The sequence below is a fragment of the Allobosea vaviloviae genome (assembly GCF_001298265.1).
GTDB lineage: Bacteria > Pseudomonadota > Alphaproteobacteria > Rhizobiales > Beijerinckiaceae > Allobosea > Allobosea vaviloviae_B.
In genome coordinates this window covers 26,485-43,790 of sequence record NZ_LGSZ01000047.1, presented here as the reverse complement: position 1 = coordinate 43,790, position 17,306 = coordinate 26,485, and the positions used below count along the sequence as shown (strand labels likewise).

The 17,306-nt window shown below is 66.5% G+C and carries 17 protein-coding genes; 9 read left to right on the top strand and 8 right to left on the bottom strand.

Features of this window, described 5'->3' with window-relative positions:
• Positions 1-59 precede the first annotated feature (59 nt).
• The 5 genes from AE618_RS15145 to uxaC all read right to left on the bottom strand — a co-directional run bounded on the left by AE618_RS15145 (position 60) and on the right by uxaC (position 4,484).
• Positions 60-1,043 (bottom strand): TRAP transporter substrate-binding protein, encoded by a 984-nt coding sequence (locus AE618_RS15145; RefSeq protein WP_054209910.1) that lies wholly within the window; start codon positions 1,041-1,043, stop codon positions 60-62.
• Between the two features lie 90 nt (positions 1,044-1,133).
• A complete protein-coding gene (locus tag AE618_RS15140) occupies positions 1,134-1,475 on the bottom strand; it encodes a cupin domain-containing protein (RefSeq protein WP_054209909.1) in 342 nt (113 codons plus the stop codon).
• On the bottom strand, positions 1,472-2,236 hold the full coding sequence (gene kduD / locus AE618_RS15135) for a 2-dehydro-3-deoxy-D-gluconate 5-dehydrogenase KduD (protein WP_054209908.1): 765 nt from the start codon (positions 2,234-2,236) through the stop codon (positions 1,472-1,474). The genes AE618_RS15140 and kduD overlap by 4 nt, the downstream gene beginning before the upstream one ends.
• On the bottom strand, positions 2,236-3,084 hold the full coding sequence (kduI, locus tag AE618_RS15130; RefSeq protein ID WP_248310889.1) for a 5-dehydro-4-deoxy-D-glucuronate isomerase: 849 nt from the start codon (positions 3,082-3,084) through the stop codon (positions 2,236-2,238). The genes kduD and kduI overlap by 1 nt, the downstream gene beginning before the upstream one ends.
• A complete protein-coding gene (gene uxaC, locus AE618_RS15125) occupies positions 3,081-4,484 on the bottom strand; it encodes a glucuronate isomerase (protein ID WP_054209907.1) in 1,404 nt (467 codons plus the stop codon). The genes kduI and uxaC overlap by 4 nt, the downstream gene beginning before the upstream one ends.
• A gap of 192 nt (positions 4,485-4,676) precedes the next feature.
• Between uxaC and AE618_RS15120 the strand changes: the two genes are divergently transcribed.
• The 3 genes from AE618_RS15120 (at position 4,677) to AE618_RS15110 (ending at position 7,380) form a co-directional block, all read left to right on the top strand.
• Positions 4,677-5,420, top strand: a complete 744-nt coding sequence (locus tag AE618_RS15120) for a GntR family transcriptional regulator (protein ID WP_082365291.1) — start codon at positions 4,677-4,679, stop codon at positions 5,418-5,420.
• Positions 5,421-5,577: 157 nt separating this feature from the next.
• Positions 5,578-6,966: an amidase gene (locus AE618_RS15115; protein ID WP_054209906.1), complete on the top strand. Its 1,389-nt coding sequence runs from the start codon at positions 5,578-5,580 to the stop codon at positions 6,964-6,966.
• Between the two features lie 81 nt (positions 6,967-7,047).
• Positions 7,048-7,380, top strand: a complete 333-nt coding sequence (locus AE618_RS15110; RefSeq protein ID WP_248310888.1) for a DUF1330 domain-containing protein — start codon at positions 7,048-7,050, stop codon at positions 7,378-7,380.
• 137 nt (positions 7,381-7,517) lie between these two features.
• Here the strand turns inward: AE618_RS15110 and AE618_RS15105 are convergent, their stop codons facing one another.
• From AE618_RS15105 to AE618_RS15095, 3 genes are all read right to left on the bottom strand, one after another.
• The gene (locus AE618_RS15105) at positions 7,518-8,078 is read right to left on the bottom strand and encodes a DUF4337 domain-containing protein (RefSeq protein WP_054209905.1); all 561 of its coding nucleotides are present in this window, start codon (positions 8,076-8,078) and stop codon (positions 7,518-7,520) included.
• 95 nt (positions 8,079-8,173) lie between these two features.
• A complete protein-coding gene (locus AE618_RS15100; protein WP_054209904.1) occupies positions 8,174-9,100 on the bottom strand; it encodes a tyrosine recombinase XerC in 927 nt (308 codons plus the stop codon).
• Between the two features lie 137 nt (positions 9,101-9,237).
• Entirely contained in the window at positions 9,238-9,588 is a 351-nt protein-coding gene (locus tag AE618_RS15095; RefSeq protein WP_054209903.1) for a hypothetical protein, read from the bottom strand.
• A gap of 104 nt (positions 9,589-9,692) precedes the next feature.
• On the opposite strand from AE618_RS15095, the gene AE618_RS15090 reads away from it, so the two are divergent.
• The 6 genes from AE618_RS15090 (at position 9,693) to AE618_RS15065 (ending at position 17,289) form a co-directional block, all read left to right on the top strand.
• Positions 9,693-11,879, top strand: coding sequence for a primosomal protein N' (locus AE618_RS15090; protein ID WP_054209902.1), 2,187 nt, complete (start codon positions 9,693-9,695; stop codon positions 11,877-11,879).
• A gap of 239 nt (positions 11,880-12,118) precedes the next feature.
• Positions 12,119-12,688 (top strand): F0F1 ATP synthase subunit delta, encoded by a 570-nt coding sequence (locus tag AE618_RS15085; RefSeq protein ID WP_054209901.1) that lies wholly within the window; start codon positions 12,119-12,121, stop codon positions 12,686-12,688.
• Positions 12,688-14,217, top strand: a complete 1,530-nt coding sequence (gene atpA / locus AE618_RS15080) for a F0F1 ATP synthase subunit alpha (RefSeq protein ID WP_054209900.1) — start codon at positions 12,688-12,690, stop codon at positions 14,215-14,217. Before AE618_RS15085 ends, atpA begins: the two co-directional genes overlap by 1 nt.
• Positions 14,218-14,352: 135 nt before the next feature.
• The gene (locus tag AE618_RS15075; protein WP_054209899.1) at positions 14,353-15,222 is read left to right on the top strand and encodes a F0F1 ATP synthase subunit gamma; all 870 of its coding nucleotides are present in this window, start codon (positions 14,353-14,355) and stop codon (positions 15,220-15,222) included.
• 61 nt (positions 15,223-15,283) lie between these two features.
• On the top strand, positions 15,284-16,750 hold the full coding sequence (gene atpD, locus AE618_RS15070; RefSeq protein ID WP_054209898.1) for a F0F1 ATP synthase subunit beta: 1,467 nt from the start codon (positions 15,284-15,286) through the stop codon (positions 16,748-16,750).
• Positions 16,751-16,875: 125 nt separating this feature from the next.
• Positions 16,876-17,289 (top strand): F0F1 ATP synthase subunit epsilon, encoded by a 414-nt coding sequence (locus tag AE618_RS15065; RefSeq protein WP_054209897.1) that lies wholly within the window; start codon positions 16,876-16,878, stop codon positions 17,287-17,289.
• The last annotated feature ends 17 nt before the right edge of the window (positions 17,290-17,306 follow it).

Genomic DNA, 17,306 nt, shown 5'->3' with positions numbered 1-17,306 from the left:
TGGGGCTCGAAATGAAAACGGGCGGCGGAGGCCGCCGCCCGTCGATCGATGGAGCGGCGTTACTTGACCGCCTGGATCTTGGCGACGAGGTCCTTGAGGGCCGCATCGGTGACGAACTTGTCGTAGACCGGCTTCATCGCGTCGATGAAAGGCTGCTTCTCGACGGCGTTGATCACGGCGCCGCCGGCCTTGACCTTGGCTTCCGAGGCCTTTTCGCGCGCGTCCCAGAGCTCGCGCATCTTGGCGACCGATTCCTTGGCGGCGACCTTCATGATCTCCTGGTCTTCCTTGGAGAGCTTGTCGAAGGAGCGCTTGGACATCACCAGCACCTCGGGCGAGAGCGAGTGCTCGGTCAGCGAGTAGAACTTCGAGACCTCGAAGTGCTTCGTCGATTCGAAGGACGGCCAGTTGTTCTCGGCACCGTCGATGACGCCGGTCTGCAGGGCGGAGTAGACCTCGCCGAAGGCCATCGGGGTCGCGTTGGCGCCGAGCGCGGAGACCAGCGCGACGAACATGTCCGACTGCTGCACGCGGATCTTCATGCCCTTCATGTCGGCGGGTGTGTTGATCGGGCGCTTGGAGTTGTAGAAGGAGCGCGAGCCGGAATCGTAGAAGGCGAGACCGACCAGATCATGCTTCTCGAATTCCTTGAGGATCGAGTCGCCGATCGGGCCGTCCATGACGGTGCGCATATGTGCGACCGAGCGGAAGATGAAGGGCAGGGACGGCACGTTTGTCGCCGGGATCAGGTTGTTGAACGGCGCCATGTTGATGCGGTTCAGGTCGATCACGCCGAAGCGGGTCTGCTCGATCGTGTCCTTCTCGTTGCCGAGCTGGGCCGAGTGGAAGACGTTGATCTTGATGCGGCCCTTGGTGCGCTCTTCCAGCAGCTTGCTGATGTGGCGGACAGCCTCGACCGTCGGATAGTCGGTCGGGTGGATGTCGGTCGAGCGCAGGGTGGTCTGGGCGGCCGCGGGAAGCGCGGCGAAGGCGAGCATGGCGGCGCCCGCAAGCAGGCCGAAAGTCCTCTTGGTGATCGTCATCGGTGTCTCTCCCGTTATGGTTCGCCGGATTTTCCGGTCGTTGTTGCCCCGTGATGGGAGCCCGGCCGACACCCGCCGGCGGGCCTGCTTCTAAAGAAATTCCTCACGCATCGGCGTGAAGGAATCGACGAGCTGCCCAGCCTCGACCGCGGTGACGCCGTGGACGAGATTTGTGGGCACGAAGAACGTGTCGCCGGCGGCGAGCCGCTGCGTCTTCCCATCGATGGTGACGTCGAAGACGCCGCTCTCGACATAGGACGCCTGGCGGTGCGGGTGCCGATGGGCCTTGCCGACGGCGCCGGCCTCGAAGACGACGCGGACCACCATGAGGTCGCTGCCATAGGCCATGATCTTGCGCTTCACGCCGGGCTCCGTCGGCTCCCAGGCGAAGTCGGCGTCGTGCTGGAAGAAGGAGTCGAGATGGTCAGTCATCGGGCGAGCCAGCCTCCGTCGACGGGAATGATGGCGCCGTGCATGTAGGCGGCGGCGTCGCTTGCGAGGAACACCGCGGCGCCGCCGATATCGGACGGCTTGCCCCAGCGCGCGGCCGGGATGCGGGCGAGGATGGCGCGGTCGCGGTCCGGGTCGGCGCGCAGCGCCTGCGTATTGTTGCTCTCGATGTAGCCGGGAGCGATGGCGTTCACATTGATGCCCTTCTGCGCCCATTCGCAGGCCAGAAGCTTGGTCAGCCCGGCCAGCCCGCTCTTGCTTGCGGTGTAGGAGGCGACGCGGATCCCGCCCTGGAAGGAGAGCAGCGAGGCGATGTTGACGATGCGCGCGCTGCGTCCGGCCTCGACCGCCGTCTTCGCGAAGGCCTGGGCGAGGAAGAACGTTGCCTTGAGGTTGACGTTCATCACCTCGTCCCAGTCGCTCTCGCTGAAATCGAGCGCGTCGGCACGGCGGATAATGCCGGCGTTGTTGACGAGGATATCGAGCGGGCCGGCGAGGTCCGCCGCCTGCGCGATCACATCAGGCGCAATGCCCTGCTCCTGCAGATCGACCTTCAGGGCGTGAGCGCGGCCGCCTTCAGCCGCGATCAGTTCCAGCGTCTCGCCCATGTCGGAACGCCCGGCCGCCACCACCGTGGCGCCGGCCTGCGCGAGCGCGAGCGCGATGCCCTGGCCGATGCCGGTATTGGCGCCGGTCACCAGGGCGGTGCGCCCCGTGAGGTCGAAGGGCGACGCTGCCGTCATCAGCGTAGAGTGTCCACGGGGGCTGCGTCCATGTCGGTGAACTCGACATTGTCGCCGGCCATGGCCCAGACGAAGGCGTAGTTGGAGGTGCCGCAGCCGCAATGGATCGACCAGTTCGGCGCGATCACGGCCTGCTCGTTGGCGACCAGCAGATGGCGGGTCTGCTGAGGCTCGCCCATGAAGTGGAAGACGCGGTGGGCCGGGTCGAGGTTGAAGTAGAGATAGGCCTCCATCCGCCGCGTATGGGTATGGCAGGGCATCGAGTTCCAGACCGAGCCCGGCTCCAGCGCCGTCATGCCCATCACCAGCTGATTGGTGCCGGTCGTGTTGGGCATGATGTATTGCCGGATGGTGCGTTTGTTGGAGGTTTCCGACGAGCCGAGATGGATCGTGTTGGCGTCATCCTTGCGGATGAGCTGATGGGGCGCCTCGCGATGGGCGGGCGCGCTGGTCAGGTAGAACTTGGCCGGGTCGGCGGCATCCGCGCTGGCGAAGGAGACCTCCTTCGCGCCCAAGCCCACATAGAGCGCATCGAGATGGGGCAGATCGAAGACGGTCCCGTCGACGGTGACGTGGCCTTTGCCGCCAAGGTTGATCACGCCGAGTTCGCGTCGGGCCAGGAAGAAGGGCGTGCCGGTCGGGGCGAAGGGGTCGAGCGTCAGCGGCTTGGCCGAAGGCGTCGCGCCGCCGACGATCATGCGGTCGTAATGGCTATAGGTCAGCGTGACCTCGCCAGCCACGAAGATGCGTTCGATCAGAAAGTCCGCGCGCAGCGTCTGCGTGTCGTAGCCCTTGACGTCGCGCGGGTGCGAGGCCTGGCGTTCGTCGATCGTCTTGGCGGCGGTCACAGGCGATAGGCCTCCTTGGCCAGTCGATAGGCGAGGTCATGGGCGACTTCGACAGCCTCGTCCTCGTCGAGCCGGTGTTCGGCGACGAGCTTGGCGAGATAGGTGCAATCGCAGCGGCGGGCGACGTCATGGCGCGCGGGGATCGAGAGATAGGCGCGGGTGTCGTCGTTGAAGCCGACGGTGTTGTAGAAGCCGGCCGTCTCGGTGGTGAGTTCGCGGAAGCGCAGCATCGCCTCGGGAGCATCGAGGAACCACCAGCCGGGTCCGAGCTTCAGCGCAGGGTAGTGGCCGGCCAGCGGCGCGAGTTCGCGCGAATAGCTGGTCTCGTCGAGGGTGAAGGCGATGACGGTCAGGTTGGGCTCATTGCCGACCGCGTCGAGCAAAGGCTTGAGCGCCGTGACGTAGTCGGTCTGGCGCGGGATGTCGGCGCCCATGTCGCGCCCGAAATGCTCGAACAGCGAGGCGTTGTGGTTGCGCGAGGAGCCGGGATGGATCTGCAGGACGAGGCCGTCGTCGAGGCTCATCTTGGCCATCTCGGTCAGCATCTGGCCGCGGAAGAGGTCTGCTTCCTCGGCCGAGACGGGCCCCGCGACGACCTTGGCGAACAGCGCCTTGGCATCCGCCGTCGAGAGATTGGCGGTGCGCGCGGTAGCATGGCCGTGGTCGGAGGAGGTCGCGCCGCGCTGGCGGAAATAGTCGCGGCGCTGGCGGTGGGCGGCGAGATAGCCGGTCCAGCTATGGGCATCCTCACCGGTGAGTTCGCCGAACTGCTCGAGATTGGCGGCAAAGCCCTCGAATTCGGGATCGACGACGCTGTCGGGGCGATAGGCGGTGACGACCTTGCCGGTCCAACCGGAGGCCTTGATCATGTCGTGCCACTTCAGGTCGTCGAGTGCGCCCTCAGTGGTCGAGATCGCCTCGATGTTGAAACGCTCGAACAGGGCGCGGGGGCGCAGCTCGGGCTGCTCCAGCTTCTCGGCGATGCGGTCGTAGATATTGTCGGCGTTCTGGGGCGACAGGCGCTCGTTGATGCCGAAGACCGATGAGAGCGCGTGCTCGAACCAGAGCCGGGTCGGGGTGCCGCGAAACAAGTACCAATGCTTGGCAAAGAGCTTCCAGATCGCGCGCGGATCGGTCTCGACCGCGGCGCCGTCCTTGCGCGGAATGCCAAGCTGCTCGAGCCGCACGCCCTGAGAATACAGCATGCGGAAGATGTAGTGGTCCGGCTTGACCAGGAGCGTTGCGGGATCGGCGAATGGCTGGTCTTCCGCGAACCAGCGCGGGTCGGTGTGGCCATGCGGCGAGATGATCGGGAGGTCGCGAATCGTCGCGTAGAGCCGGCGCGCGATGCCGCGCGTCACGGGGTCGGCGGGAAACAGGCGATCATCGTGAAGCAGCATCGGATCGGCACTCTTCGAAAGGCCCTGGGCAGGCGCCGGCGGACCATAATCACCGCAGGGTCGCAAGGTCAATATACTAATATACTAGTATGTCGGGCGAGCCCATGCTATTCGCAGAAGGGCGTAGGCGGCGTCCGCTGGGCGGCCGTCAAGCTTGCTGAATCGGCGTGGGTTCGGGACCAAGGCGAGGCGATGTCGCAGATCACGATCCCTCCGCAAGCCAACGATGAGAGCCCGCGCCGCGAGCGCCGCCGCCAGCCACTCGGCGGTGTCCCGGCCGGGCGCTCGACCGCGGCCTCGCTGGTGCAGGACGAGCTGAGGCGCGCCATCCTGGCGATGGAGATCACGCCGGGCGCGGCACTGGTCGAGAAGGACCTGACGGCGCGATTCGGCACCAGCCGCACGCCGGTGCGCGAGGCCCTGATCCGGCTCAAGGAGGAAGGCCTCGTCGAGATCTTCCCGCAGGCCGGCACCTTCGTGGCGCGGATCCCGACCGAGGCGATTCCCGAGGCCGTCTTCATCCGGCAGGCGCTGGAATGCGCCACGGTCGCGCTTGTGGCGCAGACCGGCACGGAGCAGGCCATTGCCAGACTGGACGCGACGATCGCGCGCCAGCACGAGGCGCTGGAGGCGGGGAACCAGGAAGGTTTCCACCTCGCCGACGAAGCCTTCCACGAGACGCTGGCCGTCATCGCCGGCTATCCCGGCATCTGGAAGATCGCCCATGCCGCCAAGAGCCAGATCGACCGCTGCCGGCGCATGACATTGCCGGTGCCCGGCCGCATGGCGATGGTGATCCGCGAGCATCTGTCGATCGTCGATGCCGTCCGCCGCCATGACGGGCCTGCGGCCGAGGTCGCGATGCGCAAGCATCTGGGCACGCTGCTGCCCGACCTGCTGCATCTGCAGGTGGAGAATCCCGGCTATTTCGTCTGAGGTGCTTTTCGTCTGATCTGCGCTTCGGCGCGGCGCTTGCTTGGCTGGACGCTGCGTGGAGGCCGGCGTGGGTTGCGCCGCGCGGTCGCGCGGTTTCAGATCAGCCGTGGCATGGATCCATGCTGCGCCGTGCCATGCCTGACGAGGATGACTGCCGATGCCCGATCCCGCCGATCTCAACGCCGTCGAACTGCTCGACGCTTATCGTTCCAAGGCGCTTTCACCGGTCGAGGTCACGGATGCCGTGATCGCCCGGATCGAGGCCTGCGACCCCAAGATCAAGGCGCTCTATGCCTATCAACCCGAGGTGGCGCGCGCGGCAGCGAAGGCTTCGGAGGCGCGCTGGATGAAGGGCGAGGCCCTGCCGCTCGACGGCGTGCCCGGCACGATCAAGGAGAACATCGCTACCCGGGGCACGCCGATGCCGATCGGCACCGCGGCGCGCGATCTCGTGCCGATGCCGCAGGATGCGCCCGTGGCGGCGCGGCTGCGCGAGGCGGGTTTCGTCCTGCTCGCCAAGACGACGATGCCCGATTACGGGATGCTGTCCTCGGGGCTGTCGAGCTTTCATGAACTGACCCGCAACCCCTGGGACCTGACAAAAAATCCTGGCGGCTCATCGGCCGGCGCCGGGGCGGCCGGCGCCGCCGGATACGGCCCGCTGCATGTCGGGACCGATATCGGCGGCTCGGTGCGCCTGCCGGCGGGCTGGTGCGGGCTGGTCGGCCTGAAGCCGAGCTTCGGGCGGGTGCCGATCGATCCCAGCTATTATGGCCGTGTCGCCGGGCCGATGACCCGCACCGTCACTGACACGGCGCTGATGATGCGCGAAATCTCGAAGCCCGATGCGCGCGACGGCATGAGTCTGCCGCCCCACGAGATCGACTGGCTCGCGCTCGACCTCGATGTGAAGGGCTTGCGGATCGGCCTGCAGCTCGATCCCGGCATCGGGATCCCGGTCGAGCCTGAAACGAAGGCTGCGATCGAGGCGGCGGCAGCCGCTTTTGCGGCCGCAGGGGCGATCGTCGAGGAGGCGCCAGCCTTCATGACGCGGCAGATGCTCGACGGGCTCGACGATTTCTGGCGCCAGCGCGCCTGGGCCGATATCGGTGCGCTGTCGACCGAGAAGCAGGGCAAGGTTTTGTCCTACATCTACGCTTGGGCCAATGTCGGGGAGTCGCTGTCGGGCCTTCGCGTCTACAATGGCATGAGCCAGATGCTGGCGATCAAGGATGCGGCTCTGAAGCAGAGCGCGCCGTTCGATTTCGTGCTCTCGCCGGTTTCGCCGGTCCCGACCTTTCCGGCCGATTATGCATCCCCGATCGACGATCCGCGCGAGCCTTTCGAGCATATCGTCTTCACGCTGCCGGCCAACATGTCGGACCAGCCCTCGATATCCGTCCATGCCGGGCTGACGGTGGGCGGGCTCCCGATCGGCCTGCAGATCACCGGACGGCGTTTCGACGATCTCGGCGTCCTGCGGATGGCGCGGGCGTGGGAGCAGTTGCGCGGCGGCGAGGTGCCGTGGCCGAGCTTGCCGCAATAGCAGGCGAAATCATAACCGGAGAGGCAGCCAACGACCCCCTGCCGACAACGACAGAGCTTGCGATTCCATGCATTGGAGGACATGCTGCTGCCGCTCAGACCCGACTTTATCGCGGAGATTTGCATGGCAAAGGCATATTGGATTGCAACCTACCGCTCAGTCAGTGACTCGGATGCATTGGCGGCATACGCTAAACTGAGTGGGCCAGCGATCATTGCCGGTGGGGGCCGGATCTTGGTGCGAGGCTTGCCAGCACTGACATACGAAGCCGGTCTGCAGCAAAGAACGGTCGTTATAGAGTTCGATAGCGTTGACCATGCGAAACAGGTTCACGACAGCCCAGCTTATCAAGAAGCGTTGGCCGTGCTCGGCAAAGGTGCCGAACGAGATATTCGCATCGTCGAGGGCGCCTGACGCCCGACGGGGAGTCCCTATTTTGTGTGCGTGGCTGGTGAGGTCGCGTTGCCGGCTCTTGCTGAGGTTCCGTTTGCGACCCCTGGCTAACGCCCGCTGATGACTTCACTGGCATGGCCCCGGCGCAGCGTCACGGCTTAAAACAGGGCGGTCGGCGCCAGTTGCGCCACGAACATCAGGGCCAGCGCGGCAAGACCGAGCGCTCCGCCGGTCCAGGCGAGCAGGCCGATGCCGGTGATGATCGCGGCCGAGGAGATCACGATCGCGATCTGCAGCAGGCCTGAGACGATGTCGTATTTGTCGTCGCGGGCGCTGGAGATGTCGCGCTGGGCCTCTGCCGCCTTGGCGCGGACCATCAGCTCCTTGCGGCCTTCGTTGGTCTCAGGTTCGGAATCGTAGCGGGCGATCGTCGCCTTCCAGCTATCGATGCGCTTCTGCAGGCGTTCGCGGGCGGCGGGGTCGGTCGCTCCGGCCAGCTCGACCTCCATGGCTTCGGCTGCGGTCCGCAAGGTGGTGCCGCGAATGGTCTTGGCCTGGAAGAAGGCCCAGAGATTCGAGGCCTCGACATTTTTGGCAAGCGCATCCTGCTCGGCGTTCTTGCCACCGATCTCTGAGAAGGCGAGCATCAGCGCCAGGATCGCGATGAGCAATGCGATGCGCTTGTTGCCGCCTTGCGGTGTTTCGATTTCGGTCGACATGAATCAGGCGGCTCCGCGCGATGGGAGCCGCGCTTTACGTCATTCCGTTGCGGCAGCAAACCGCTTTCTGAGCGGCATCCGCCTGCCGTTGCGCGTCAGCGCCCGGCGCGCGGATGAGCGGCGTCATAGGCCGCCATCAGCCGGGTGGAATCGATGCGGGTGTAGATCTGCGTGGTTGAGAGCGAGGCGTGGCCGAGCAGTTCCTGGATGGCGCGCAATTCGCCGCCGCGCCCCAGCAGATGGGTGGCGAAGGAGTGGCGCAGCGAGTGCGGCGTCGCCGTGGACGGCAGGCCGAGCGCGCCGCGTAAGGACTCCACCGCAAGCTGGATGATGCGCGGCGACAAGGGCCCTCCCTTGGCCCCGAGAAAGAGCGGGCCGTCCGGCGGCAGGCGCCAGGGGCAGAGCGCAATGTATTCGGAGATCGCCGTGACGACGACCGGCAGCACCGGGACCATGCGGGTCTTGGCTCCCTTGCCGAGGACGGTGAGCGTGTCGCCTGCATGGACGGGGGCCTGGGCGCGGGTCAGCGACAGCGCCTCGGAGATGCGCAGGCCGCAGCCATAGAGCAGGGCCAGGACGGCTGCGTCGCGGGCAAGGATCCATTCCTCGCGGTCCTCGCCGGCGCGGGTGTCGGCCTGCGTCACGGCCTTCGCCGCGCTGGCGTCGAGCGGGCGCGGCAGGGACTTGCCGATGCGTGGGCCGCGCGTCGCGGCGAAGGCGGCGGCCTTGAGCTTGCCGGTGCGTTCGCCGAAGCGGGCGAGCGAGCGCAGCGCCGCGAGCTGGCGCATCAGCGTGCGGTTGCCGACGCCGTCGCGGCGGCGCCGGCCGAGAAAGGCGCGCAGATCGGCGGGCTTCAGCGCGGCGATGTCGGCAAGCGTGGGTTCGCCGCCGAGATGCTCGGTGATGAAGGCCGCAAACTGCCTGATGTCTCGGCCATAAGCTTCGAGCGTCTTAGGCGAGAGCCGGCGCTCATGGGCGAGGTGGTTCAGCCAGCCGCGGGTCAGGGTGTCGAAGTCGGTCACGAATGCGGTCGCCCTTGGCCGTCATGGTCGGGCTTGACCCGACCGTCTCTCGCCGCGCTCTCGTCCGCGAGATGCTCGGGTCAAGCCCGAGCATGACGCGGGTACCTTAACGCAGTGCGAACCGCCGCCCAGCAGCATTACGTCCTGGGGCAGGCGAAGGGCATGAAGGTGCTGGCCATGCCCTGGTTCATGCCCATGATGACCATGACATTGGCGAGGTCGAGCTCCTCCTTGCTGCGCGGGCAGACCTCCCCCTTGATGCTGCAGCCGGACGTCAGAAAAGCCTCATGCGCCTCGATGAAGGGCTGGCCGAGCCCCTTGCGTCCGAACTTCGCCAGCGCCTCGCCCCAGGCCTTGGTGTAGCGCTCGCATTTGATCGCGGGCCAGTTCTCTGGCGGCACCGGTTGCGCGAGGCTTTGCGAGGCCGTGGCGACGACGAGGCTCGCGGCGAGGGCAGCACCGACACGGCGAAGGGCAACGCTCGTCATAGATCTGCTCGCGGTTGGTGTCAGACGGCGGCAGACATCACGCGATCGCGGCAATGCCAAGGCAGGCGATTGCCGCTCCCGGCGCGAGAGGCTAGGCACGGGCCATGAACGGCGACGCGGGGCAAATAGCGGAAGGCGACACGGTGGATGTGCTGATCCCGCTCGGGCTCGACCAGGCCTACAGCTATGCGGTTCCGCCGGGGCTCGTGCTCAAGCCCGGCGATGTCGTGCAGGTGCCGCTGGGAACGCGCGAGACGGTCGGCGTGGTCTGGGAGATCGGCTCCGGGCGCGGCGGCAATCTCAAGACAGTCACCGGCAAGCTCGACATGCCGCCGCTCGACGCCGCGCTGAGGAAGCTGGTCGATTGGGTGGCCTGGTACACGCTGGCGCCCAAGGGCTCGGTGCTGGCCTTGGCGCTGCGGCGCCCGCCCGACGATACGCCGGAGCGGCCCAAGCTCGGTATCCGGCTCGTCGGGCCGCCGCCCGCCCGGATGACCCCGGCCCGTGCGCGCGCCATCGCAGCGGCCGAAGGCGGATTGCTGATGGCCAAGGGCGCGCTCGCCGAGGCGGCCTCGGTCAGCGCGGCGGTGATCGATTCGCTGGTCGATGCCGGCACCTTCGCCATCGAGCCGTTGCCGCGCGAGGCGATTGCCGCGCTGCCCGATCCGGATCACGCACAGCCGAAGCTCTCCGAGGATCAGGCTGCCGCGGCCGCGGCGCTCGTCGCGTCGGTGAAGGCAGCCGCCTATGGCGTGACGCTGCTCGAAGGCGTCACCGGCTCGGGCAAGACCGAGGTCTATTTCGAGGCGGTGGCGGAAGCCGTCAGACTCGGCCGCCAGAGCCTGATCCTGATGCCCGAGATCGCGCTCACCGCGCAGTTCATCGACCGCTTCGAGGCGCGTTTCGGCGTGCGGCCGGGGCTGTGGCATTCGGCGGTGACCGGCCGCAAGCGCGAACGCCTTCAGGCGGCCATCGCCAGCGGCGAGGCCAAGGTCGTGGCCGGGGCGCGCTCGGCGCTGTTCCTGCCCTACAAGGACCTCGGGCTGATCGTCGTCGATGAGGAGCATGAGGCCGCCTACAAGCAGGAGGACGGCGTCGCCTATCATGCCCGCGACATGGCGGTGGTGCGCGGCCGCATCGAGAATGCGCCGGTCATCCTGACCTCGGCAACGCCCTCGCTGGAGACGCGCGTCAATGCCGAGCGCGGGCGCTACACCCATCTCAAGCTGCCCGAGCGTTTCGGCGGGCGCTCCCTGCCCACGCTCGGCCTCGTCGATCTGCGCCAGGACAAGCCGCAGCGCGGGCGCTGGATTTCGGACACGCTGGCGAAGGCCATCGCGGTCAATCTGGAGGCCGGCGAGCAGTCGCTGCTGTTCCTGAACCGGCGCGGCTATGCGCCGCTGACCTTGTGCCGCGACTGCGGGCATCGCTTCCAGTGCCCGAACTGCTCGGCCTGGCTGGTCGATCACCGCTTTCGCCGCGCGCTGGTCTGCCACCATTGCGGCCATGTCGAACGCCGGCCGAACGAATGCCCGCAATGCCATGCCGTCGACAGCCTCACCGCCTGCGGGCCGGGCGTCGAGCGGCTGGCCGAGGAGGTCGCGACGCTGTTTCCGCAGGCGCGCGGCATCGTCCTGTCGAGCGACTTCCCTGGCGGCACCGAGCGCCTGAAGCAGGAGCTGATGGCGGTGGCCTCGGGCGAGTTCGACATCGTCATCGGCACGCAGCTCGTCGCCAAGGGCCACAACTTTCCCGGCATGACGCTGGTCGGCGTGATCGATGCCGATCTCGGCCTGACCTCGGGCGATCCGCGCGCCGCCGAGCGCACCTTTCAGGTGCTGCGGCAGGTCACCGGCCGGGCCGGGCGTGGCGAGAGGCCCGGCCGGGCGCTGCTGCAGACGCATGATCCCACCCATCCCGTCTTGAAGGCTCTGGTCTCTGGCGACCCGGAGCGGTTTTATGCCGCAGAGGCGGCCTCGCGGGAGGCGGCCGGCTTGCCGCCCTTTGGCCGCCTCGCCGGGCTGATCGTTTCAGCCAGCAGCCAGGCGGAAGCCGAAGGCCATGCGCGGATGCTGGCGCGCTGCGCCGATGCTCCCGAGGGGGTCGCCGTGCTGGGGCCGGCTGAAGCGCCGCTTGCCGTGCTGCGCGGGCGCCATCGCATGCGGCTGATCGTGAAAACGGAGCGCGAGGTCAACCTGCAGGACTATCTGCGGGCCTGGCTGAAGCGTGGCGGCAAGCCCAAGGGCTCGGTGCGCGTCGCGGTCGATGTCGATCCCCAGAGTTTCCTCTGACGGTTTTTTCGAGAGCAGGGTTTTCTTCGAAGCCTTGAAAGGACGGGCAAAACCGCGTCTTCAATCGGCATCAACGGATTGCGCACCCCAAAACCGCATGCTAGTGCACCGCCACATTTAGGTCGCGAAGCCGTCTTGCCGGGTTCTCGTCCGTGATACATCGCAGCGCCAGGACATCGCACTCCGCCTTCGCCAAGAGGGTCGCCGGGAGCAGTCCTTTGAAACGAGAGATTTGACGCGTGGCTGAAGGCGGATCGCAAGGATCACTGGTTTCGGGCGTGGCCGGTCGCTACGCCACGGCCCTTTTCGAACTGGCCGAAGAGGCCAACGCAATCGACGCCGTCTCCGCCGATCTCGACAGCTTTTCCGCGATGCTCGCCGAGAGCGAGGATCTGCGCCGTCTGGTCGGCAGCCCGGCCTTCTCCGCCGAGGAGCAGACCGCTGCGATCAACGCGGTTCTGGCCGCCGCCAAGATTTCCGGCATCGCCGCCAATTTCATCGGCTTCGTCGCGAGCAAGCGCCGCCTGTTTGCACTGCCGGGCATGATCGCCGGCTACAAGGCGCTCGTCGCGCAGGCCAAGGGCATCGTCAGCGCGCAGGTCACGCTCGCAGAAGTGCCTGCGCCCAAGCGTGTCGATGAGATCCGCGCCGCGCTCGCCGCCGTGGCCGGCAAGGATGTCGATGTCGCGATCAAGATCGATCCGTCGCTGATCGGCGGGCTCGTCGTGAAGATGGGCTCCCGGATGGTCGACGCCTCGCTGAAAACCAAACTCAATTCAATTCGTCTTGCCATGAAAGAGGTCGGCTGATGGAAATCCGCCCCGCTGAAATCTCCGCGATCCTGAAGGCCCAGATTTCGAACTTTGGGTCCGAAGCCTCCGTCACCGAGGTCGGCCAGGTTCTCTCCGTCGGCGACGGCATCGCCCGCGTCTACGGCCTCGACAAGGTCCAGGCCGGTGAGATGGTCGAGTTCGAGAGCGGCGTGCGTGGCATGGCGCTCAACCTCGAAAGCGACAATGTCGGCGTCGTGATCTTCGGTTCCGACCGCGAGATCAAGGAAGGCCAGACGGTCAAGCGCACCGGCGCGATCGTCGACGTGCCGGTCGGCAAGGAGCTGCTCGGCCGCGTCGTCGACGCGCTCGGCAACCCGATCGACGGCAAGGGCCCGATCAAGGCGACCCAGCGCTCGCGCGTCGACGTCAAGGCGCCCGGCATCATCCCGCGCAAATCGGTGCATGAGCCGATGGCGACCGGCCTCAAGGCGATCGACGCCCTGATCCCGATCGGCCGCGGCCAGCGCGAGCTGATCATCGGCGACCGCCAGACCGGCAAGACCGCCGTGGCGCTCGACACGATCCTGAACCAGAAGGCCAACAACGACGGCACCGACGAGAACCAGAAGCTGTATTGCGTCTATGTCGCGATCGGCCAGAAGCGTTCGACCGTCGCGCAGTTCGTGAAGGTGCTCGAAGAGCGCGGCGCGCTGGAATATTCGATCGTCATCGCGGCCACGGCTTCCGACGCCGCCCCGATGCAGTTCCTGGCGCCCTTCGCCGGCTGCGCGATGGGTGAGTATTTCCGCGACAACGGCATGCACGCCGTCATCATCTATGACGACCTCTCCAAGCAGGCCGTCGCCTACCGCCAGATGTCGCTGCTGCTGCGCCGCCCGCCGGGCCGCGAGGCCTATCCGGGCGACGTGTTCTATCTCCACTCCCGCCTGCTCGAGCGCGCCGCCAAGATGGGCGACGAGGCCGGCAACGGCTCGCTGACGGCGCTGCCGGTCATCGAGACCCAGGCCAACGACGTCTCGGCCTATATCCCGACCAACGTGATCTCGATCACCGACGGCCAGATCTTCCTCGAGACCGACCTGTTCTACCAGGGCATCCGCCCGGCGGTGAACGTCGGCCTCTCGGTGTCGCGCGTCGGCTCGGCCGCCCAGACCAAGGCGACCAAGAAGGTCGCCGGCAAGATCAAGGGCGAGCTCGCGCAGTATCGCGAGATGGCCGCCTTCGCCCAGTTCGGCTCGGACCTCGACGCGGTGACGCAGCGCCTGCTCAACCGCGGCGCCCGCCTGACCGAGCTTCTGAAGCAGGCGCAGTTCTCGCCGCTGAAGATGGAAGAGCAGACGGTCGTGATCTATGCCGGCGTCAACGGCTATCTCGACCCGCTGCCGGTCAACAAGGTCCGCGCCTTCGAGGACGGGCTGCTGGCGCTGGTGCGCGGCAAGCATGTCGATCTGCTCAACGAGATCGGCAAGACCAAGGATCTTTCGGACGCGAACGCCGCGAAGCTGAAGGAACTGGTCACGGATTACGCGAAGTCGTTCTCGTAAGGCCTCCCGTCATGGTCGGCCTTGTGCCGGCCATCCACGCCTTGCCCGCTTCGGGCCTGGCGTCGGTGGGATCGAAGTGGGTGCAGACGTGGATGCGCGGGACGTGCCCGAGCATGACGGGGTGAGACAAAACCTATGCCTTCATTGAAGGACCTACGAAACCGCATCGCTTCCGTGAAGGCGACGCAGAAGATCACCAAGGCCATGCAGATGGTCGCGGCTGCCAAGCTGCGCCGGGCGCAGGCGGCGGCGGAAGCCGCGCGTCCCTACGCCGAGCGCATGGAGACGGTGCTGGCCAATCTGGCATCGGGCGTCACCGGTTCGAGCGCGCCGCGCCTGATCGGCGGAACCGGCTCCGACAAGGTGCATCTGCTGGTGGTCTGCACGGCCGAGCGCGGCCTGTGCGGCGCCTTCAACTCCTCGATCGCCCGTCTGGCGCGCGACAAGGCGAATGCGCTCAAGGCGCAGGGCAAGACCGTCAAGATCATCTGCGTCGGCAAGAAGGGATACGATATCCTGCGCCGCCAGTTCGAGAAGGACATCATCGAACTGATCGACCTGCGCGCTTTCAAGCAGGTCGGCTACGTCAATGCCGAGGGCATCGCCCAGAACATCCTGGCGCGTTTCGCCGCCGGCGAGTTCGATGTCGCGACGCTGTTCTTCTCTCGCTTCAAGTCGGTGATCTCGCAGATCCCCACCGCCCAGCGCATCATTCCGGCGGAGATTCCCGCCGAGGCGCCCAAGACCGACGCCGTCTATGATTACGAGCCCGATGAGGGCGAGATCCTCGAGACGCTGCTGCCGCGCAACCTCACGGTGCAGGTGCTGCGCGCCATCCTCGAGAATGCCGCTTCCGAGCAGGGCGCGCGCATGTCGGCGATGGATTCCGCCACGCGCAATGCCGGCGAAATGATCAAGAAGCAGACGCAGCTCTACAACCGCTCGCGCCAGGCGATGATCACCAAGGAACTGATCGAGATCATCTCCGGCGCGGAAGCGCTCTAAACGCCTAGCCATTAGGCCGGCATGCCGGCCACCCGACACGCTGTACCCGAGGTTCGAAACCATGGCCAAAGCCGCTACCAAGAAGACCGCCGCCACCGACAAGCCCGCCAACACCGGCACGGGCCGCGTCGCGCAGGTCATCGGCGCCGTCGTCGACGTGCAGTTCGACGGCGAGCTGCCTGAGATCCTGAACGCGCTCGAGACCAACAATCTCGGCAACCGCCTCGTTCTCGAGGTCGCCCAGCATCTCGGCGAGAACACGGTCCGCACCATCGCGATGGACTCGACCGAAGGTCTGGTCCGCGGCCAGTCGGTGACCGACACCGGCTCCCCGATCATGGTTCCCGTTGGCGACGAGTGCCTCGGCCGTATCATGAACGTCATCGGCGAGCCGGTCGACGAGGCTGGCCCGATCCTGACCACCGCCACGCGCGGCATTCACCAGCCGGCTCCCTCCTATGCCGAGCAGGCGACGGACGCGCAGATCCTGGTCACCGGCATCAAGGTCGTCGACCTGCTCGCGCCTTACGCCAAGGGCGGCAAGATCGGCCTGTTCGGCGGCGCCGGCGTCGGCAAGACCGTGCTGATCATGGAGCTGATCAACAACGTGGCGAAGGCCCATGGCGGCTACTCGGTGTTCGCCGGCGTCGGCGAGCGCACCCGGGAGGGCAACGATCTCTATCACGAGATGATCGAGTCCGGCGTGAACAAGAAGGGCGGCGGCGAGGGCTCCAAGTGCGCCCTGGTTTACGGCCAGATGAACGAGCCCCCGGGTGCCCGCATGCGCGTCGCCCTGTCGGGCCTCACCGTTGCGGAAGACTTCCGCGACAAGGGCCAGGACGTGCTGTTCTTCGTCGACAACATTTTCCGCTTCACGCAGGCCGGCTCGGAAGTGTCGGCGCTGCTCGGCCGCATCCCGTCGGCGGTGGGCTATCAGCCCACGCTCGCCACGGACATGGGCAACCTGCAGGAGCGCATCACCACCACCAACAAGGGCTCGATCACCTCGGTGCAGGCGATTTACGTCCCCGCCGACGACCTGACCGACCCGGCGCCCGCCACCTCGTTTGCTCACCTTGACGCCACGACCGTGCTGTCGCGCTCGATCGCGGAAAAGGGCATCTACCCGGCGGTCGACCCGCTCGACTCGACCTCGCGCATGCTGTCGGCCGCGATCGTCGGCGAGGAGCACTACGCCATCGCCCGCCAGGTCCAGCAGATCCTCCAGCGCTACAAGGCCCTGCAGGACATCATCGCGATCCTGGGCATGGACGAGCTCTCGGAAGAGGACAAGATCTCGGTCGCCCGCGCCCGCAAGATCGAGCGCTTCCTGTCGCAGCCCTTCTTCGTCGCCGAAATCTTCACGGGCTCGCCGGGCAAGCTGGTCGCGCTCGAAGACACGATCAAGGGCTTCAAGGGCCTGGTCGAGGGCAAGTACGATCACCTGCCGGAGGCGGCCTTCTACATGGTCGGCTCGATCGATGAAGCCATCGAGAAGGCCCAGCGCCTGGCGGCCGAAGCGGCGTAAGCAATACCGCGGGCTTAAGACGGCGTCATTCTCGGGCTTGCCCCGAGAATCTCATGACCAGAGGACGCTGGTTTCCGAGATGGTCGGGTCAAGCCCGACCATGACGCGCCGAGGAGAAATATACGATGGCCACCTTCAAGTTCGAACTCGTCTCGCCCGAGCGCATCCTGTTCTCCGGCGACGTCGTCAGCGTCATCATCCCCTCGACCGAGGGTGAGATGACGGTGCTGGCCGGCCATGCGCCGCTGGTCGCGACGCTGAAGGCGGGCATCGTCTTCGTGCAGACGAGCGGCGACAACGGCAAGGAATTCTTCGTCAATGGCGGTCTCGTCGAGATCAACGCCGCCTCGACGACGATCCTGGCCGAGCAGGGCCGTTTCCTGGAGGATGTGAACAGCACCGTTCTGGATCAGGAAATCCTGACCGCCGAGACGAAGCTGACCGGCTCGCATGACGAAGACGAGAAGAAGCGCCTGCATGACGCGCTCGTCCAGCTGCGCGAGTTCAAGAACGTCTTCGAGCAGCGCAAGGCGGCGTGAATCCTCTCCCCTTCCGG

What these genes read in the sequence shown, in the direction of transcription:
- AE618_RS15145 (WP_054209910.1), bottom strand. Translation starts at nt 1,043, where the DNA reads ATGACGATCACCAAGAGGACTTTCGGCCTGCTTGCGGGCGCCGCCATG.
- AE618_RS15140 (WP_054209909.1), bottom strand. Translation starts at nt 1,475, where the DNA reads ATGACTGACCATCTCGACTCCTTCTTCCAGCACGACGCCGACTTCGCC.
- kduD (WP_054209908.1), bottom strand. Translation starts at nt 2,236, where the DNA reads ATGACGGCAGCGTCGCCCTTCGACCTCACGGGGCGCACCGCCCTGGTG.
- uxaC (WP_054209907.1), bottom strand. Translation starts at nt 4,484, where the DNA reads ATGCTGCTTCACGATGATCGCCTGTTTCCCGCCGACCCCGTGACGCGC.
- AE618_RS15120 (WP_082365291.1), top strand. Translation starts at nt 4,677, where the DNA reads ATGTCGCAGATCACGATCCCTCCGCAAGCCAACGATGAGAGCCCGCGC.
- AE618_RS15115 (WP_054209906.1), top strand. Translation starts at nt 5,578, where the DNA reads ATGCCCGATCCCGCCGATCTCAACGCCGTCGAACTGCTCGACGCTTAT.
- AE618_RS15110 (WP_248310888.1), top strand. Translation starts at nt 7,048, where the DNA reads ATGCTGCTGCCGCTCAGACCCGACTTTATCGCGGAGATTTGCATGGCA.
- AE618_RS15105 (WP_054209905.1), bottom strand. Translation starts at nt 8,078, where the DNA reads ATGTCGACCGAAATCGAAACACCGCAAGGCGGCAACAAGCGCATCGCA.
- AE618_RS15095 (WP_054209903.1), bottom strand. Translation starts at nt 9,588, where the DNA reads ATGACGAGCGTTGCCCTTCGCCGTGTCGGTGCTGCCCTCGCCGCGAGC.
- AE618_RS15090 (WP_054209902.1), top strand. Translation starts at nt 9,693, where the DNA reads ATGAACGGCGACGCGGGGCAAATAGCGGAAGGCGACACGGTGGATGTG.
- atpA (WP_054209900.1), top strand. Translation starts at nt 12,688, where the DNA reads ATGGAAATCCGCCCCGCTGAAATCTCCGCGATCCTGAAGGCCCAGATT.
- AE618_RS15075 (WP_054209899.1), top strand. Translation starts at nt 14,353, where the DNA reads ATGCCTTCATTGAAGGACCTACGAAACCGCATCGCTTCCGTGAAGGCG.
- atpD (WP_054209898.1), top strand. Translation starts at nt 15,284, where the DNA reads ATGGCCAAAGCCGCTACCAAGAAGACCGCCGCCACCGACAAGCCCGCC.
- AE618_RS15065 (WP_054209897.1), top strand. Translation starts at nt 16,876, where the DNA reads ATGGCCACCTTCAAGTTCGAACTCGTCTCGCCCGAGCGCATCCTGTTC.